Raw genomic sequence first — 16,322 nt, forward strand, 5'->3', positions numbered from 1 at the left:
AATTTTTTGTGTCTGTGATTTATCTTTTAAGATGACATCAGCACAATAATTTTAATTTTTTCTTAAGATTTAATTGGTGATGTAAAAATTGCAAAAAAGTGAGGTTGTTGTTGAAAAATTGTTATTTTTATCACAAAAAATTAGCGGACATTTTCTCGCTAAACAGCGCATAGATAAAGAAATATCAAGCTTTCAAGAATAATGGTTTTGCTGAGCTTATGGCTTTGTAGTAAGCGTTACAGCTATTGGGGATCAATCAGTGTTAGCTTGTAGCTGAAGAATACGAAAAGCTGTTCAAACATAATTTATAGGAACACCATGGCTCAAATTCTTGATCCCATCCCTAATGATGATAATAAAACATTACTTTGTTGCTATGTAAATGCCACCAGTCAAATTCAAGTTGCTCGTATTACAAATGTTGAGGATTGGTATTTCGAGCGGGTTGTTTTCCCCGGGCAACGGTTGATCTTTGAAGCATTGCCTGAAGCTATTTTAGAAATCCACACAGGGATGATGGCCAGTGCGATTTTGTCTGACACGATCCCCTGTGGTCGATTGATGATGCACAATCTCGGCTTAGAAATGGAGACCCCCTTTGATCCAGAACCTAACACAACAGCATCCGTGGCGATCGCCCCATAACCCCAACGCTTTCCTCTTAATTTTGCCAATTTGCCATCCCTCGGGGTGGTTTTATTTTGCTCGGTGCTTGCCGCAGTTGGTAAACCTCCCCAGGGGAAAATAAGATAGAATACCGCTTCTAACGCTATTGTGATTTCATCTGGACGATGCCCATGACTCAAACCCTGCCCTCCGTAACCGTCATTGGTGGTGGCCTCGCTGGAACAGAAGCCGCCTGGCAAATTGCCCAAGCTGGGGTTCCCGTCACCCTCTACGAGATGCGGCCCGTCCAGAAAAGTCCCGCCCACCACACTGCTGAACTTGCGGAATTAGTCTGTAGTAATTCCTTTGGGGCCGCCGAGAGCGATCGCGCCTCTGGGTTACTCCACGAAGAACTCCGTCGTCTCAACTCTGTGATTATCGGTACTGCCGATCAGCACCGTGTTCCCGCTGGCGGAGCCTTAGCGGTAGACCGGGCCGTATTTAGTGCCGATCTCACCCAAAAATTAGCTAACCATCCCCTGGTCACTTTCCGCCGGGAACCCCTCGACCACATTCCCAGTGACGGGATCACTGTCCTTGCCACCGGGCCATTGACCACCGAAACCCTGGCGGCCGAGCTGCAACAGTTGACTGGTTTGGAGTACATGAGCTTTTTTGATGCGGCAAGTCCGATTATCGTTGGCGAAAGCATCAACCAAGACATCGCTTTTCTCGCCTCCCGCTATGACAAGGGGGAAGCCGCCTATCTCAACTGCCCGATGAATCAAGAGCAATATCGCGCTTTTTGGGAGGCCCTTTGTCAGGCAGAACAGGCAGAACTGAAAGATTTTGAGCAGGAAAGTGCCAAATTTTTTGAAGGCTGCCTACCCATCGAAGAATTGGCCCGTCGGGGTGAAGAAACCATGCGTTTTGGTCCTCTCAAACCTGTGGGTCTCTTTGATGCGCGGCTGGGGGATTTCCGCGATCCCGAAAATAAAGGTAAGCGTCCCTATGCAGTAGTGCAGTTGCGCCAGGAAGATAAACAGGGACAACTCTGGAATATGGTTGGCTTCCAGACGAATCTCCGTTGGGGAGAACAGAAACGAATCTTTCGGATGATTCCCGGCCTCGAAAATGCTGAATTTGTGCGGATGGGGGTGATGCACCGCAATACTTTTCTAAACTCCCCAGAACTCCTAGACGCAACTCTGCAATTTAAGAAACGACCGACCCTCCTCGCCGCGGGACAACTGATTGGCACAGAGGGTTACACTGCAGCAGCGGCGGGCGGCTGGCTAGCAGGGACCAATGCGGCGCGGCTGGCCTTGGGCTTATCTCCCCTGACTCTACCGGAAACCACAATGATGGGCGCTTTATTTGGGTTTATCCACAGTGCTTCGCCGAAACATTTCCAACCGATGCCCCCTAACTTTGGGATTATTCCACCCTTGCCAGAGCGGGTACGCAGCAAAAAAGAACGTTATGGGGTTTATCGCGATCGCGCCCTCGCTGATCTAGACCAGTGGCGAGTGGAAAATTATGGCAGCAAAATCCCTGCCTTAGTTTAAATTTTATTTTTTCGATTATTCCCAGTCGGCGCATTTCTAAGATGCGCTTTTTTTGTAGTCGCAGTTGTAGGTTGTCAAAAAATAGGGCGCGTTAAGGTTGGCGATCGCCTGAGATGAAATAGAGCTGATCTAGAAAGTGAATACTTTGATGGAATGATTATTTACTCGCTTCACCTATCCTGCAAAAACCTAAAATTTCAAATTCGTTAAAACAACTCAAGGCTGAAAACGGAGATGTTGCAAGGAACGCACTTTAGCAATGGTTTCAAAGTCACGATCATTATGAATCAACAGTAAATTGTGTTCTAGTGCTGTTTGAGCAATACAACAATCGATTGGGCTGCGCACAGTCAGTCCTTGGCGGTGAAGATCAAAGTAGATACGGGCTGCTTCTTGCCAAGATTGAATTGTAAGTTCGGCGTAATCCTGTGTTTCCAGATAAGCAGACAGTAGATTCCATTCCTGTTCGTTTAAACAGCCTTGAAGTAATTCCAGTTGAGTAAATCAAGTAATGAAAACTTCTCGATGGGCAATCACATTTTCAAGCTGTTGACGAACTTGACCACTGCGATCGCGGAATACAGTAATCCAAACAGATGTATCAATCAGTAACATGACGAGTTTCTCGCAAGGCTTTGTGATCAAAATCTGGAGTGAATTGAATTTGTCCTGCAAGGTCGAGTAGGTTCTTCTTGCGACGGGATTGTACAAGTTCTCTTAAAGCTAAAGTCAGTAACTCGTCTTGAGTATTGAGCTTTGTCAGTTGGAGAGCTTCATTAATGAGGGCTTCATCAAGATTAAGGTTAACTTGCATTGGGTTTTAACGTCCTTAAATCTATATCTCTCACATTTTAGCCTGCGTCTAAGCTTCTCTGGCTTATTGATAAGTGTAAAAGGCGATCGCTATAACCTATATCGATATTAAAGCTCATTAAAAATAGAGTACGTTATCTATCATGAACGTATCCTAAAAGATTGGCGATCGTAACCTAACGTACCAAGCTCAGCCGCGCGACGATCACATTTTTCATCAGCACCAGCATACCCGCAGAACGCGTCGGCTGCAGCGCTTTGTTAGGCGCCATCACCGTACGACGTCCCCAATGTAATGACCAAGAAGGCGCATCACACCTATCGCGCCTACTGCGCTTACTGACCAGAGTAGCACCTTTCCGGTGCGCGAAAGACTGGTGAAGAACACTAAAACAAAAACAACGACCGAAAGTAACGGCGCGATGAGAAAGAAATCGTAATACCTCCGTATGTACCGCTGCGTATCGAGAGGAATCCCGGTTATGAGAATGGCCGGATAGACCACTGTTGCCGCAACACAAAGAACCCAAGCAAGTAGCTCTGGAAGGGAACGTTTTAACGGAGCGGAGGCCGCCCTTGCTTCAAGGAGCCTGAAGCCGGCTGCAATAAAAAGTGAAAACCAAAACAGAAGGCCCACCCAGCAATACCGTCGGGCCTGTTCCGCAACACGCTCCGCTTCGGACATTGCGAAGAAAGGCTGCACCATTACGATGACGCCAAGGGCGAAAGATAGAATGGGCAAGATTCGTTTGTTACAGAACACGTTATTCAATCGATACCACCGGCGCCTAACTATGTATTATACGGATGAGTTCCACATAACGTCCTTTTAAGCACTTTTATATGGAAAGTTTCTGTATAAACACCAAAAATAGAATGTTATACAGATGCAATCCTTATAAACTTTCTATTTGGATAATATACAGATTATAAATCTTTATTTTACACGATCACCACTGAGTCAGTTATTGGTTGTGAAGTGTATTGAAACATCTGAAACAAGCACATAAAAAAGCTCCCCATGAAAGAGGAGCCAGGTGATTTAATCAACCGAATTTATTTAATTAAACAGAAGTCAGTTGTTTCTCTACAGAAGCTTCTGGGCTATTGGCTTCCGAGGGGGGAACCACTTGCCAGAACTGCGGTAAATAGGTAGACCAGTTCGCAAGGATAGCCTTCGCTTTCGGACTGCCAGTTTTCTCCGCGTGGGCAGTGATCATATCTTTAAGTTGTTTCTCACCCGCTGCGGTGCTGACCCGTTGAATGCTCACAATTTCCGTGTTCATCTTTTCAGGCAACGTATTCTGTTCATCAAGGATGTAGGTAAGACCACCCGTCATCCCTGCACCCACATTGCGACCCACATCACCGAGGACGACAATCGTGCCCCCCGTCATGTATTCGCAGCAGTGGTCGCCAGTGCCTTCTACGACAGCTTTACCCTTGGAGTTCCGTACCGCAAAGCGTTCCCCAGCACGGCCATTGGCATAGAGAGTGCCGCCAGTGGCTCCGTAGAGGCAGGTGTTGCCGATGATCACGTTATCCGCAGCGGCATATTGGGCTTCTGCAGGGGGCACAATGATAATTTCACCGCCATTCATTCCCTTACCCACGTAGTCGTTAGATTCTCCTTCTAAATGAAGGATCATCCCCATCAGGTTAAAGGCCCCAAAGCTCTGGCCAGCAGATCCTTTGAAGTTAAAGTTCAGTTCTCCTTCAAAGCCTTCATTGCCATACTGCTTGGCGATAAAACCAGAGACCCGGGCACCGACGGAGCGGTCAGTGTTGATGATTTTGATTTCCTTAGTGAGGGAACCCTGCTCGCGGATGGCTTGCTGGACCGCAGCATCAGCAAGAATTTCGTCATCGAGGACGGAGCCATTGCTATGGACGTCACCATGGTTGAGCCAAGTGCGATCTGTGCGCACATCGGGCAGATTGGTGAGGCAGTCGAGGACTAAACCACTCGTCTTTGCCAGCTTAACGTTTGCCCGGGGCTTGAGCAGATCCGCGCGGCCAATAATTTCTTCAAGGCTGCGGTAACCCAGTTTCGCCAGGATGGAGCGGATTTCTTCGGCCACAAAGTAGAAGAAGTTCACCACATATTCGGGGATGCCCTTAAAGCGATCGCGCAGCCGTTGTTGCTGGGTGGCGACACCGACAGGACATTGGTTCGTGTGGCAGACTCGCGCCATGATGCAACCTTCAGCAATCATTGCAATGGAGCCGAAGCCATATTCTTCTGCCCCCATCAGGGCGGCCATCACCACATCCCAACCGGTTTTCAGGCCTCCATCAGCCCGGAGAATGACGCGATCGCGCAATTGATTTTCGATCAAGGTCTTATGGACTTCCGTCACCCCCAATTCCCAGGGACAACCGGCGTGCTTAATGGAGCTGAGGGGAGAAGCACCAGTCCCACCATCATGGCCAGAGACCATGATCACATCGGCGTTGGCCTTGGCGACCCCAGCGGCGATCGTACCGATGCCAATTTCAGCGACCAGTTTCACAGAAACCTTAGCGACGGGGTTGATCTGGTGGAGATCATAGATCAGCTGGGCTAGATCTTCGATGGAATAGATGTCGTGGTGGGGCGGCGGTGAAATGAGGGTAACACCGGGCTTGGAGTTCCGCAGCATCGCAATGTAATCGCTGACCTTGGTGCCGGGCAGTTGGCCTCCTTCCCCGGGTTTTGCCCCCTGGGCCACTTTGATTTCCAACTGCTGACCACTCATCAGGTATTCGGGGGTGACCCCAAAGCGACCGGAGGCGATCTGCTTAATGGCAGAGTTGGCGGTGTCGCCATTGCGCAGGCCGTGGAGGTGGGGCAGGGTGGGGGAATCACCGCTGGCATTCACATCGTCCAGAATTTTGAATCGTACGGGGTCTTCGCCCCCTTCCCCAGAGTTGGATTTCGCCCCAAGACGGTTCATGGCGATCGCCAAGGTTTCGTGGGCTTCCCGGGAGAGGGAACCGAGGGACATCCCCCCCGTGCAGAACCGTTTAACGATGCTCTCGACGGATTCTACTTCGCTGACATCAATGGCCGGGCGATCGCTGTTGAAATCTAACAGATCCCGGAGGGCCGTCGCCGGACGATTTTCCAAGAAATCTTGGTAGTTGCTGTAATGGTCAAAAGCTTCCGTTTTATCGCTGTTGTAAGCCGCAACCGCTTTATGGAGCGCCTTGGTCATTTCGGGGGAGTTCATGTGATATTCACCCCCCTTGCGGTAGTTTACAAAGCCGTAGTTGGCCAACTTTGCACTCTCCAGTTCAGGGAAAGCCCGGTGATGGAAGGTAATCCCTTCATGGGATAGATCGGCGAGGGTCAGACCGCCAACGCGGGAAGTGGTGCCCTTAAAGGCGGCATTGATCACTTCCATGCCAAGGCCGATCGCCTCAAAGATCTGGGCTCCATGGTAGGACTGGAGCAAAGAAATTCCCATCTTCGAGAGAATTTTCAACAGACCTGCTTCAATCGCCTTACGGTAATTTTCCTGGGCCTTCTCGATGGACATGGCAGAAATTTGCTCGGCGGCCATCTGCTTTTGCACCCGGGGGATGTGCCACCAGTGGCGCACCGCTTCGAGAGCCAGGTAAGGACAAACTGCCGAAGCGCCATAACCGACCAGACAGGCGAAATGGTGGGTGCTCCAACATTGGGCCGTGTCCACTACAAGGGAAGCACTCAAGCGCAATCCTGCATCAATCAGGTGGTGATGCACTGCCCCCACTGCCAAGAGGGGGGGAATGAAGCTGTGGTTAGCATCTACAGTGCCATCAGCGCGATCGCTCAATACAAGAATTTTATTGCCGGCCCGCACCGCCGTTTCTGCTGCTCCACAGAGATTTTCTAGGGCTGCCTGGAGGCCATCGGGGCCGTTGGCGATCGCATAGACCGTCGAGAGGGTAGTCGCTCCCAGGGCACTGGCCTGGACCTGTTTCAGCTCTGCTTCATTGAGTACCGGGCTCTGGAGCTTGAGCACCTTGGCATCCTTGGCCCCGTAGTCCAGGAGATTCCCCCGCTCTCCGAGGTACATATTGAGAGACATCACCAGACTTTCCCGGAGGGGGTCAATGGGGGGATTGGTCACCTGGGCGAAGCGCTGCTTAAAGTAGTCATAGAGCAGCCGGGGCTTGTCAGACAGTACTGCCAGGGGAATATCATCTCCCATGCAGAAGGTGGGCTCTTTCCCCAGTTCTGCCATGGCGTTGATGATCATCTCCACATCTTCGGCGGTGTAACCAAAAGCTGTTTGGAGACGGACTAAATCTGCTTCCGCCTCTTGGCGATCGCCGATGAAATCTTGGCTGTCGAGGGCTTGGCGGTTTTCCTGGAGCCAACTGCCGTAGGGACGAGCCTCAGCAATGCGTTGCTTGATTTCCCAGTTTTTCAGCAGCTCTTGGGTCTGGAAGTCCACCGCCACCATTTGGCCGGGGCCAAGGCGACCTTTTTCCACAATTTCCCCTTCCAGGACGTCTACCACACCAGCTTCAGAAGAAACGAGGACATAGCCATCTTTCGTCACACAGTAACGAGCCGGGCGCAGACCATTGCGATCGAGGGTGGCGCCAACGGTTTTGCCATCGCTGAACACCAGCAGCGCCGGGCCATCCCAGGGTTCCTGCATTCCCGCATAGTAGTCGTAGAAATCAGTGATTTCCGGGTGATCCTTGAGGCTCGGTTGATTTTGGTAAGCTTCCGGCACGAGGATCATCGCCGCTTCCATGGGCGATCGCCCGGCCCGCACCAACATCTCCATCGCACTATCGAGGTTATAGGAGTCGCTGTTATCGGTGTTTACAATCGGGTGCAGCGCTTCGATTTCATCCTGACTCCAGCCAGGAATTTCGAGAATATTTTCCCGGGCCTTCATCCAGTTGATGTTGCCGATCAGGGTGTTGATTTCTCCGTTGTGACCCAATAGGCGCATCGGGTGGGCCAGGGGCCACTTGGGCATGGTGTTTGTACTAAAGCGGCGGTGATAAACCGCGAATTCACTCTTATAGAGAGGATTGGTTAAATCCTTGTAGAATTTGCCCAAAACTTCCGACTGCACTAAGCCCTTGTACACAATGGTGCGGCAGGACAAGGTGCAAACATAGAAAACTTCATTGAGGTGTTTCCCAATCTCAGAGCGGGCAATGTAGAGCACCCGGTCTAGGGCGTCCCCGGTCAAACCCGCATTGGAAGTGACAAAAACCTGTTCCATCTTGGGCTGATTAGACCGCGCCTGTACCCCTAGGGTATCTGAATCAACGGGAACTTCACGCCAGCCCAAAATCGTCAAATCACGACGGGTGAGACTGTCCTCAACCAATGCTTTAGATTTTGCATAATCTGCTGCTTCTTGGGGTAAAAATACCTGGCCAACCCCATAATGTTCCGGTGCCGGTTGGGTCATTCCCTGGGCGATGAACCATTCCGCAAAAAGCTCATGGGGTAGTGCTGTCATAATCCCAGCACCGTCTCCGGTTTCTCGGTCGGCGGTGCAGCCACCCCGGTGTTCCATACAGCTGAGGGCTGTGAGGGTTTGTTCGATGAGCTTATGGGTTTTGCGACCATCTTTATAGGCTAAAAAGCCGACACCACAGGCATCCCGTTCTTCCACAAGCCAACGGGGACCGGTGTAGTACTGTTCGGTTTGTTGAGAGTTGTTTTGGGAGGGGGTGCCTTGATGGTTCATTATGTCTCGGTCCATAAATGAGGAAGTTTAGGTGTAGGAAAAACCTGGTGTGCTGGGGGGAGAGGCGTGATTTTGGCGACGACTGGCCTCTACCCAAACCCACTGGAAAAAAGCTGAAGCAGTGCTCCATTGGGCTTACTTAGAATAGCGATATTTTGTCGGACGTCAAGTTTTGGACGACGGCCATGGGGACTCACCCTTGGGAATGGGTTCGATTGGACAAAGTTTTGGGGAACTGCAACATCCCAAAACTTTGACATTAATTCTTCTGGGTTTTTAGCTTGACAAAATCGCGGCTAAAGACAGCGTAGCAATATTATAGGAAATAAATTCATTTCACAATAGGGCTTATCCCCAAAATAGGGCGGTTTTAGACGGGTGAAACTTTTCCTTTGGGGTAAAGTCAGTATTTGTTGATGTCAAATCATTTGAAGGTAGGTTCTGCATGGGGTTGCGTGCTTGGCAATGGTTTTTAGGGGGAATGGGGTCTGTGGCTCTGGGTTTTGGCCCTGCAGTTCTAATGCCGGGGATAGGAATCGGTTCCCAGGCGATCGCTGACTCGACAAGTTTAAATACTCAGATCCAGACCCGGGGTGGACAAATTCGTCTCAATGGCCAAACAGTGCGGGGCGCCTGGGCCCAATGGAACGAAAACGGGAGCCTACGTTTGGGGATCGAATCGATGAGTGTCGAAAAAACGTTGGGAATGACGCTTCAAAACAGTACCAACTTAGGCCAACAGGCGGTGACCTGGTTTGGAGACACCCCCTATCAACTGCCCATCCGCTTTGCTGCCCCCTATCGCTACCTAGATGTGACCGCCCTGGCCGCCGCCCAACAGTGGCAAGTCCGGGTCAATGGCAATATTCTTGAGCTGACCACCCCAAAGGCCCAGGTTTTGGGCGTACGCCAGGCCCAGCAGCCCTGGGGAACGCGCTTGGTCTTCGATCTAGACCGACCTGTGCTCTGGCAAAAAGTCAGTCCAACTAAATTACGCCTACAAAGTGATTATGGAGCCGTCGCCCAACGTTTAAACGCCCAGTTGACAGGTTCCTCTCGATTGCCCTTTACCCTAGGGAATAGCAATGGTTTGACAGAATTGACTTTTAACGGGAATACCTCAGAAATCCAGGTGTCTACCTTGGGAGGGCCCAACCGGCTGGTCGTCGATTTACGGCGTCAATCGGCAGCGCCAAATCGCACGGTGCAATGGCTACCAGGGATGCAGTGGCGTCAGGAAAATTTCACCGCCAATTCTGGCCCTGTGCGGGTCACTTGGTTAGAGTTAGATCCGGCCCAGCGGCAGTTGCAACTGAGACCAATTACGGCAGCCAGTAATACGATTGTGGGCTTGGAGCCTCTTTTGATCCAAGCGGATAATAGTCAGGCGATCGCCGCCATCAATGCCGGATTTTTTAATCGCAACAACCAATATCCCCTGGGTATTGTCCAGACTAATGGCTCCCTGCTGTCGGGGCCAATTTTAAATCGGGGTGCTGTAGCCTGGGATAACCGGGGTCGTTGGGAGTTTGATCGCCTCCAAGTCCAGGAAGATTTTGTCGCCAGCAATGGGGAACGGCTCAGCGTTGATCTCATCAATACTGGCTACGTAAAAGCTGGGGTAGCGCGCTATGACCGTGCTTGGGGCAATCGCTACACCACCATCGCCGACAATGAAATTATCCTGACCGTGACGGCTACGGGTGGGCGAGAACAGGTAACGCGCCAGGACACGGCGGGAACCGTCGGCCAAAATAGCTACGAAATTCCCCAGGGGGGTTATTTGTTAGTCTTTCGGTCTTTCCGCACTGGAGCGGCAAAGTTTCCGGTAGGCACAACCCTTACCCGTACCCAGCGTTTTAATCCAAGTAGTTTTGCGAGTTTGCCAAATATCATCGGCGGTGGCCCCCTACTGCTGAAAAATGGCCAGGTGGTGCTTAATGGTCAGGCGGAGCAGTTCAGTAGGGCCTTTAATATCCAGTCGGCCTCTCGTAGTGCGATCGCCCGCACGGCCAATAACCGGATCCTGTTGGTAACTCTCCATGGCGCTGCCGAAGAAACGGCCGGGGCAACCCTCGCAGAATGGGCGAATATTCTCCGGCGGCTGGGGGCAGTAGATGCCCTAAATCTCGATGGTGGGGGGTCCACGGCCCTGGCGATCGGGGCAAATTTAGGCGATCGCCATCCCACAACGGCAGGACGGGTTAACAATGGCATCGGCTTATTCTTAGAATAGACCAGAGGATTTGTAGGGTATCCCAATGAATAAACGCCTTGTCCAAGTGATCATTTTCGTGATGATTGTGCTGCTACTGGTGCCCCTGCTGGCGACCCCGGCCCTGGGGGCAGAACTGGAGTCAGGGGCTCAACTGTTTGAAGCCCACTGCGCTGGCTGCCATCTCAATGGAGGCAATATTATCCGGCGGGGCAAAAACCTCAAAAAACGGGCCATGACTAAAAATGGCTATACCGACATCGAGGCGATCGCCCAGCTTATTACCCAGGGGAAGGGGAATATGTCTGCCTATGGCGAAAAACTAACCCCTGAAGAAATCCAGGCCGTCTCCCACTATGTCCTTGAACAGTCTCAGATGGATTGGCGCCACTAAGGCGTACTGCCCTAAAAATCAAAATAAATGTAGGGAATATTTCCCTCCGGGGCCAATAACCAAACCCCGTACAAACACAAGGGGACCAAGACGACCTTCATGACCCAGTTCAGTTGCAGTTGCCACTGGCGCTGCACCAGGTAAGCACAGCTCATCCCTAGCAACAATAACCCCAAGAGCATTAAAAAATTGCTCCGCTCTAGTTGCAGACCTTGAAGGTAAATTTTTTCGGTAAATTGTGCATCTCCTTGGTGTTGCCAGAGGTGCTGGAACAGGAATCGCCCTTGGGAGCCACTGGGAAAACGAAAGGGAACCCAAGTCAAAAAAACAAAAGCCTGGGTCACGACCCAAGCCCCTATCGTCCCTGGTAGGGAAGCCCAAAGTCTCTGTAACCACCGCCACCGCCGTGCAAGCTGTTCATTAACCCGATGAATCCCGAGGCCAAGGCCATGGAGACAACCCCAAAACACATAACCCCACGCCGCACCATGCCAGAGCCCCGCCAAAAACATCACCACAAAGAGATTAATACAGGTACGTCCCAGTCCCTGACGTGAACCTCCCAGGGGAAAGTATAGATAGTTACGGAGCCAATCCCCTAGGCTGATGTGCCACCGCCGCCAAAAGTCAGCCAAACTTGTCGAAAAGTAAGGAAAATCGAAGTTATCGGGTAATGTAAATCCCAATAGTTTTGCGCTCCCCAAGGCTAAATCTACATAGCCACTAAAATCAAAATAAAGCTGAAGGCCATAGGCCAGAATGAACAGCCATAGGTCGCCACTGCCAGCCCGTTCTAGGTTATTGGCGCAGAGCTCGACGAAAATACCGAGATTGTCGGCAATGAGGACTTTTTTCACTGCACCACTGGCAATGAGCCATAGTCCTTCAATCCCTTCGTCTAAAAGTAGACCTGAACTACCGCGCTTTTGCCCCGTGAAGTAATGGAAACGGGTGATTGGCCCTGACAATAGCTTGGGAAAAAAGAATTTATAACTGCTAAATTCCAGCAGAGAAACGGTGGCTGGTGCACCTCGGTAAACATCCACCAGATAGGCGATATTTTCAAAAACAAAAAACGAAATCCCCACTGGGGCGAGGAGGTTATCTCCTGTGGCGATCGCCCACTGTGCTAGCCCTGGCCAAGCCCAAGTTAGATTGCTCAAGGTGAAGGAAATGTATTTAAAACCAAACAACACAGCGAGGTTCAAAAAAATCCCCAAGCCTAGCCCATAATTCGGAAATCGCTGCCAAATCCAAAAAGCAGCCCGGAGACTCTGCTGTTGTCCTCGGGGGGCGATCGCCCGGGCCCAGAAAAAATTAAAAACCGTCAACCCCGCCAACAAAAGTAAAAACTGGGGCTGGAGCAGCCCATAAAAAGCCACACTTGCCAGCAAGAGCAGCCCCTGCTTCCACCTAGACCCGACACCTCCCAAGCCCCAATAGCCCACCATTGTGACCAGGAGAAAACAGCCATAAGCAAAGGAGACCAGTGTCATTGAGATTACATCCCTAAAACATCAAGGTCACCATAGTAGCCCTACTTTAGAATCAATACCCCTGGCCCGGATCGAAGGGTTCTACAATCTCCACTTCGACCGCCTTTTCTAAGTCTGGTTCCGCCTCAAGCACCAGGGGAATTGATACGGGCTCCAGCTCCGGTAGGGCAATCCGTTGGGGTACTTTTTCTTTCACGAGATCCGGCATTGGCGTCGCCTTATCAAGCCAGTATTCCGCCACCGGAAGGGTATGTTCAAGGTCTTCTAAGAGTCTGGGGATAATCATTACCGCATGGAGTTCCCCAATCCGTTCCGCTTCATGCATTCCCGCATCGATCGCCATCGCCACATTAGAAACAGTGCCCCGAATAATTGCCGTACAGAGGCCATCACCAATGGTTTCATAGGAAGCTAGTTGTACATCCGCCGATTTCAACATCGCATCGGCGGCCCCTACCATGGCCGGAAAACCCCGGGTTTCGAGTAGACCGATCGAACGATTACTGAGGCGACTGTAACCCTGCTGCTGTTGGGCGATTTCTGCCAAATGGCTACCGATGGGAAAAATGGCCTCGAGATTTGGCAAAGGTCGAGGAATCACAAGCTTAGAAACATATTGATCAAACTGAGCAGCAGTACGGGCTCCTTCTTCGACGGCGAGGCGTACATCGGCCGTTTTGCCACGCACTACTGCTGTACAGTAGCCTCCCCCAGTTTTTTCATAGCCAACCAGGGTCACTGCCGCCGATTTGAGCATCATATCTGCCGTGCCCACAATCGCCGGAAAACTCTTAGTCGAAACAAGACCCAGGGCAGTATCTTGGAACGGATGCACACGACCGGAAGGTTGGCGGAGGGGTTGCCGACGGGCAGGAAAATTCATAGGGTCTGGGGGAGGGATCGGTTTGGAACAGTCTAGCTTTATGATTAAGTTTATCGGGCAAACACTGCTTTACTTATCATTTTACGTTATTCCATTTTTTATTCGGGTTTATGATCGGACAACCGCAACCTACAGATCTCCAGCTCTCTAGCGAGGAAACAGACGCTTTATTTCGGTCCTTACTCCACAAAGAAGGAACCTGGGTCGAGTGGGGCATCGGTTGTCAACGGCTCCAGCAGGCAGGCCGCAGCGCCCAGGAAATTTTTGAGCAGACGGGATTTCAGACGGCTCAACAAAACATGATTATCGTTGCCGCCCAGGTGTACCAAAGTATCGAAAAAAGCGGTGTTGCTCCAGATTTACTGGCCTATTGTCGTGGTCCCCGCTCGGATGTGCTCTATGAATTACGGGTTTTGAGTCATGGTCAACGGGCGATCGCCGCCCAGGTTTGCCAAGACAAAGGTCTAGAATTTGACGGGGCCAAAGAATTGGCTAAGGCGATGCAAGAATTTGCCCGCCTGCCCCAGATCCCCGATGGTTTTACCGAGCATCCGGGGGATGCGGTGGCTTACCAAGCTTGGCGATCGGCGAAACAGAAAAAAGATCTACAAAGTCGCACCCGTTTGATTGCGAAGGGCTTAAAGTTTGCCCATTCCGCCACGGCTCGCCAAAAAATTGAGCAACTCCTCAGCGATTTGGCGGCCAGTCCGACCAAAGCGGCGCCCCTATTGCCGCTCTATCGCTACGACGAAGATACTGCTGTGCCCTTGTTGATTCCCGTAGGGGGAACCTTGCCCCTGGGCAGCGATCACCTTTTAGCCGTCGCCCCCCTCCAGCAGGAACCTCCCTTTAATTTGGTGACAGTAACCACAGAAACCACCCTCGTCCCCCTCCCCAGTTGGCAGAATGTCCTCACGGCCGTTGATCCGGTGGTGATTTTTCATCAAACCGACCAATTACCCCAACCCATTCCCGGCAGACCTGAACCGGTTTTACTTCTGCTCGATCGCCATCAAACTACCTGGAATGACAACAGCTATTTTGCCGTTGATGCCGATGGCCAAGTGGAAATCGGCTGGTTTGCTGAAGCGCCGATCGCCAAAATTCTCGGCCAGGTGCTGTTAGTGATGCGACCCAAGAAAATTTTTGACGAAAACAACCTTAAAGAACCTTGGCAAATGGATGATTAAAACTTAGAGTCGCCATTTTGAGGAATAAAATTCCCATAATTTTTCCCAGAAAAATTATCCCCAACTGTGTACTATGTAGCATTACTTTTCGAGGCGATTGCGTTAAAGTAAAACGTATAAGCGCGTTATTCCTGAGGTGAAAAATGCCAAACTCGACCACTGCCCATCCTGAAGCATCCCCTGACCACGCCATCTGGGATAGCCTGAAGCAGGCGATCGCCCGTAGTTCTGGGTTTAAGCGTTGGTATGCAAACCACGGTGAAATCCTCGCCCTCGAGCATCTCAGTGTCGATCAGCAGGTGACCACTTACCTCAAGGAAACCCTCGAAACCCTGGCCTACTAGGATAAGTCGCTTAGATATTTAAGAATTTTTAGTTTTTCATGGGATCAACCCAGCTAGTCACCAGGACTTTCCCCTCGGTCTGCGACTAGCTATTTTTTTGCCCTGACGGCGCCCCGTTGAATCCCTAGGACCTCTGTCTGGGAGTAAACAATGCAGCGCGTGAATTTCTGCCGCTGTCAGATAACGCCATTCCCCTGGCGCTAAGCCATCCAGGGTTAATTGGGCTGCGCCTGCACCGATTCCCACCCGGATCAAACGCAAGGTCGGATAACCCACCGCTGCCGTCATGCGCCGCACCTGACGATTTTTCCCCTCCGTCAGGGTTAACGCCAACCAAGCTGTGGGAATATTTTGGCGTTCACGGATGGGCGGATGCCGCGGGAAAACCGCTGGTGCTTGGGTTAATAGGCGGGCGATCGCTGGCCTCGTTTTTTGCCCTTGGATTAAGACCCCTGACTGGAGTCGGGCGATCGCCTGGGCATCTGGAATATTCTCAACCTGAACCCAATAGGTGCGGGGGTGAGCAAACTTCGGCTCACAGAGATAGTGCTTGAGCGGAGCATCATCAGTCAGGAGCAATAATCCTTCACTATCGCGGTCCAAGCGACCCACAGAATACACATTCGGGATGGGCACAAAATCCTTTAAAGTTTGCCGCTGTCCCCCTTGGAGGCTATTATCAGTAAACTGACAAAGGACGTTATAAGGTTTGTGGAGCAAAACGTATGAGTGCCGCATTAGAAGAAAAAATGACTACCAATATCATGCCTGAAGTCATCACCCATACACCAGAAAAAACTTCCCTCAACACAACAACGAAGTCTAAAACAGAGTCTGCTCCCCAAACGTCCCCTGCCACAACCAAAGCAGGTGAAAGCCCCCTATTGGGGCTGATCTTGGTTTTTCCTTTCGTGTTTTTAGCTTTGATCGCCTTGGTTGTCATTGAGCGATTGGTCAAATGGGGCTGGCGAAAATTTGTCTCACCCCGAATTGCTCCGCAAAAAGAATCATTACAGACCCTTACTCCCTCGCCTTGGTAAAACTAAGTCTCGGAACCACAAAATTTCCAGATAAAAAGAGTCACCCTTTTTTAAAGATTAGAAGAAGTTTTCAGATGTAAGAA

The 16,322-nt window shown here is 50.9% G+C and carries 14 protein-coding genes; 7 read left to right on the plus strand and 7 right to left on the minus strand.

Annotated elements, in window-relative coordinates; genetic code table 11:
• The first annotated feature begins 318 nt into the window (after positions 1–318).
• Together ACZ45B_RS11460 and trmFO are read left to right on the plus strand one after the other, a co-directional pair.
• Positions 319–645 (plus strand): DUF1830 domain-containing protein, encoded by a 327-nt coding sequence (locus ACZ45B_RS11460; RefSeq protein ID WP_024545136.1) that lies wholly within the window; start codon positions 319–321, stop codon positions 643–645.
• A gap of 152 nt (positions 646–797) precedes the next feature.
• Positions 798–2,174 (plus strand): FADH(2)-oxidizing methylenetetrahydrofolate--tRNA-(uracil(54)-C(5))-methyltransferase TrmFO, encoded by a 1,377-nt coding sequence (gene trmFO, locus ACZ45B_RS11465; protein ID WP_024545137.1) that lies wholly within the window; start codon positions 798–800, stop codon positions 2,172–2,174.
• A 216-nt stretch (positions 2,175–2,390) separates the two neighbouring features.
• Here the strand turns inward: trmFO and vapC are convergent, their stop codons facing one another.
• From vapC to gltB, 4 genes are all read right to left on the minus strand, one after another.
• Positions 2,391–2,669, minus strand: coding sequence for a type II toxin-antitoxin system VapC family toxin (gene vapC / locus ACZ45B_RS11470; protein ID WP_315862120.1), 279 nt, complete (start codon positions 2,667–2,669; stop codon positions 2,391–2,393).
• Positions 2,670–2,775: 106 nt separating this feature from the next.
• Positions 2,776–2,988, minus strand: a complete 213-nt coding sequence (locus tag ACZ45B_RS11475) for a type II toxin-antitoxin system VapB family antitoxin (protein WP_024545138.1) — start codon at positions 2,986–2,988, stop codon at positions 2,776–2,778.
• A 270-nt stretch (positions 2,989–3,258) separates the two neighbouring features.
• Positions 3,259–3,693 carry a hypothetical protein gene (locus ACZ45B_RS11480; protein WP_024545139.1) on the minus strand — a complete coding sequence of 145 codons (435 nt, stop codon included), beginning with the start codon at positions 3,691–3,693 and terminating at the stop codon, positions 3,259–3,261.
• A gap of 358 nt (positions 3,694–4,051) precedes the next feature.
• Positions 4,052–8,677, minus strand: a complete 4,626-nt coding sequence (gltB, locus tag ACZ45B_RS11485; RefSeq protein WP_024545140.1) for a glutamate synthase large subunit — start codon at positions 8,675–8,677, stop codon at positions 4,052–4,054.
• A 445-nt stretch (positions 8,678–9,122) separates the two neighbouring features.
• Between gltB and ACZ45B_RS11490 the strand changes: the two genes are divergently transcribed.
• The gene (locus tag ACZ45B_RS11490) at positions 9,123–10,913 is read left to right on the plus strand and encodes a phosphodiester glycosidase family protein (RefSeq protein WP_024545141.1); all 1,791 of its coding nucleotides are present in this window, start codon (positions 9,123–9,125) and stop codon (positions 10,911–10,913) included.
• Positions 10,914–10,938: 25 nt separating this feature from the next.
• A complete protein-coding gene (locus ACZ45B_RS11495) occupies positions 10,939–11,286 on the plus strand; it encodes a c-type cytochrome (RefSeq protein WP_024545142.1) in 348 nt (115 codons plus the stop codon).
• 11 nt (positions 11,287–11,297) lie between these two features.
• Here the strand turns inward: ACZ45B_RS11495 and ACZ45B_RS11500 are convergent, their stop codons facing one another.
• Both ACZ45B_RS11500 and ACZ45B_RS11505 read right to left on the minus strand, forming a co-directional pair.
• The gene (locus tag ACZ45B_RS11500; RefSeq protein WP_464674873.1) at positions 11,298–12,782 is read right to left on the minus strand and encodes an MBOAT family O-acyltransferase; all 1,485 of its coding nucleotides are present in this window, start codon (positions 12,780–12,782) and stop codon (positions 11,298–11,300) included.
• 52 nt (positions 12,783–12,834) lie between these two features.
• Positions 12,835–13,665 (minus strand): BMC domain-containing protein, encoded by an 831-nt coding sequence (locus ACZ45B_RS11505; protein ID WP_024545143.1) that lies wholly within the window; start codon positions 13,663–13,665, stop codon positions 12,835–12,837.
• 110 nt (positions 13,666–13,775) lie between these two features.
• Between ACZ45B_RS11505 and raf1 the strand changes: the two genes are divergently transcribed.
• Both raf1 and ACZ45B_RS11515 read left to right on the plus strand, forming a co-directional pair.
• On the plus strand, positions 13,776–14,855 hold the full coding sequence (gene raf1 / locus ACZ45B_RS11510; protein WP_024545144.1) for a RuBisCO accumulation factor 1: 1,080 nt from the start codon (positions 13,776–13,778) through the stop codon (positions 14,853–14,855).
• A gap of 143 nt (positions 14,856–14,998) precedes the next feature.
• Complete coding sequence (locus ACZ45B_RS11515) at positions 14,999–15,199, plus strand: hypothetical protein (protein ID WP_024545145.1); 201 nt, start codon at positions 14,999–15,001, stop codon at positions 15,197–15,199.
• A gap of 57 nt (positions 15,200–15,256) precedes the next feature.
• On the opposite strand, the gene ACZ45B_RS11520 is transcribed toward ACZ45B_RS11515, so the two are convergent.
• The gene (locus tag ACZ45B_RS11520) at positions 15,257–15,937 is read right to left on the minus strand and encodes a pseudouridine synthase (RefSeq protein WP_024545146.1); all 681 of its coding nucleotides are present in this window, start codon (positions 15,935–15,937) and stop codon (positions 15,257–15,259) included.
• On the opposite strand from ACZ45B_RS11520, the gene ACZ45B_RS11525 reads away from it, so the two are divergent.
• Entirely contained in the window at positions 15,925–16,239 is a 315-nt protein-coding gene (locus ACZ45B_RS11525; protein WP_024545147.1) for a hypothetical protein, read from the plus strand. The genes ACZ45B_RS11520 and ACZ45B_RS11525 overlap by 13 nt on opposite strands.
• The last annotated feature ends 83 nt before the right edge of the window (positions 16,240–16,322 follow it).

The organism is Picosynechococcus sp. NKBG15041c (assembly GCF_055380235.1).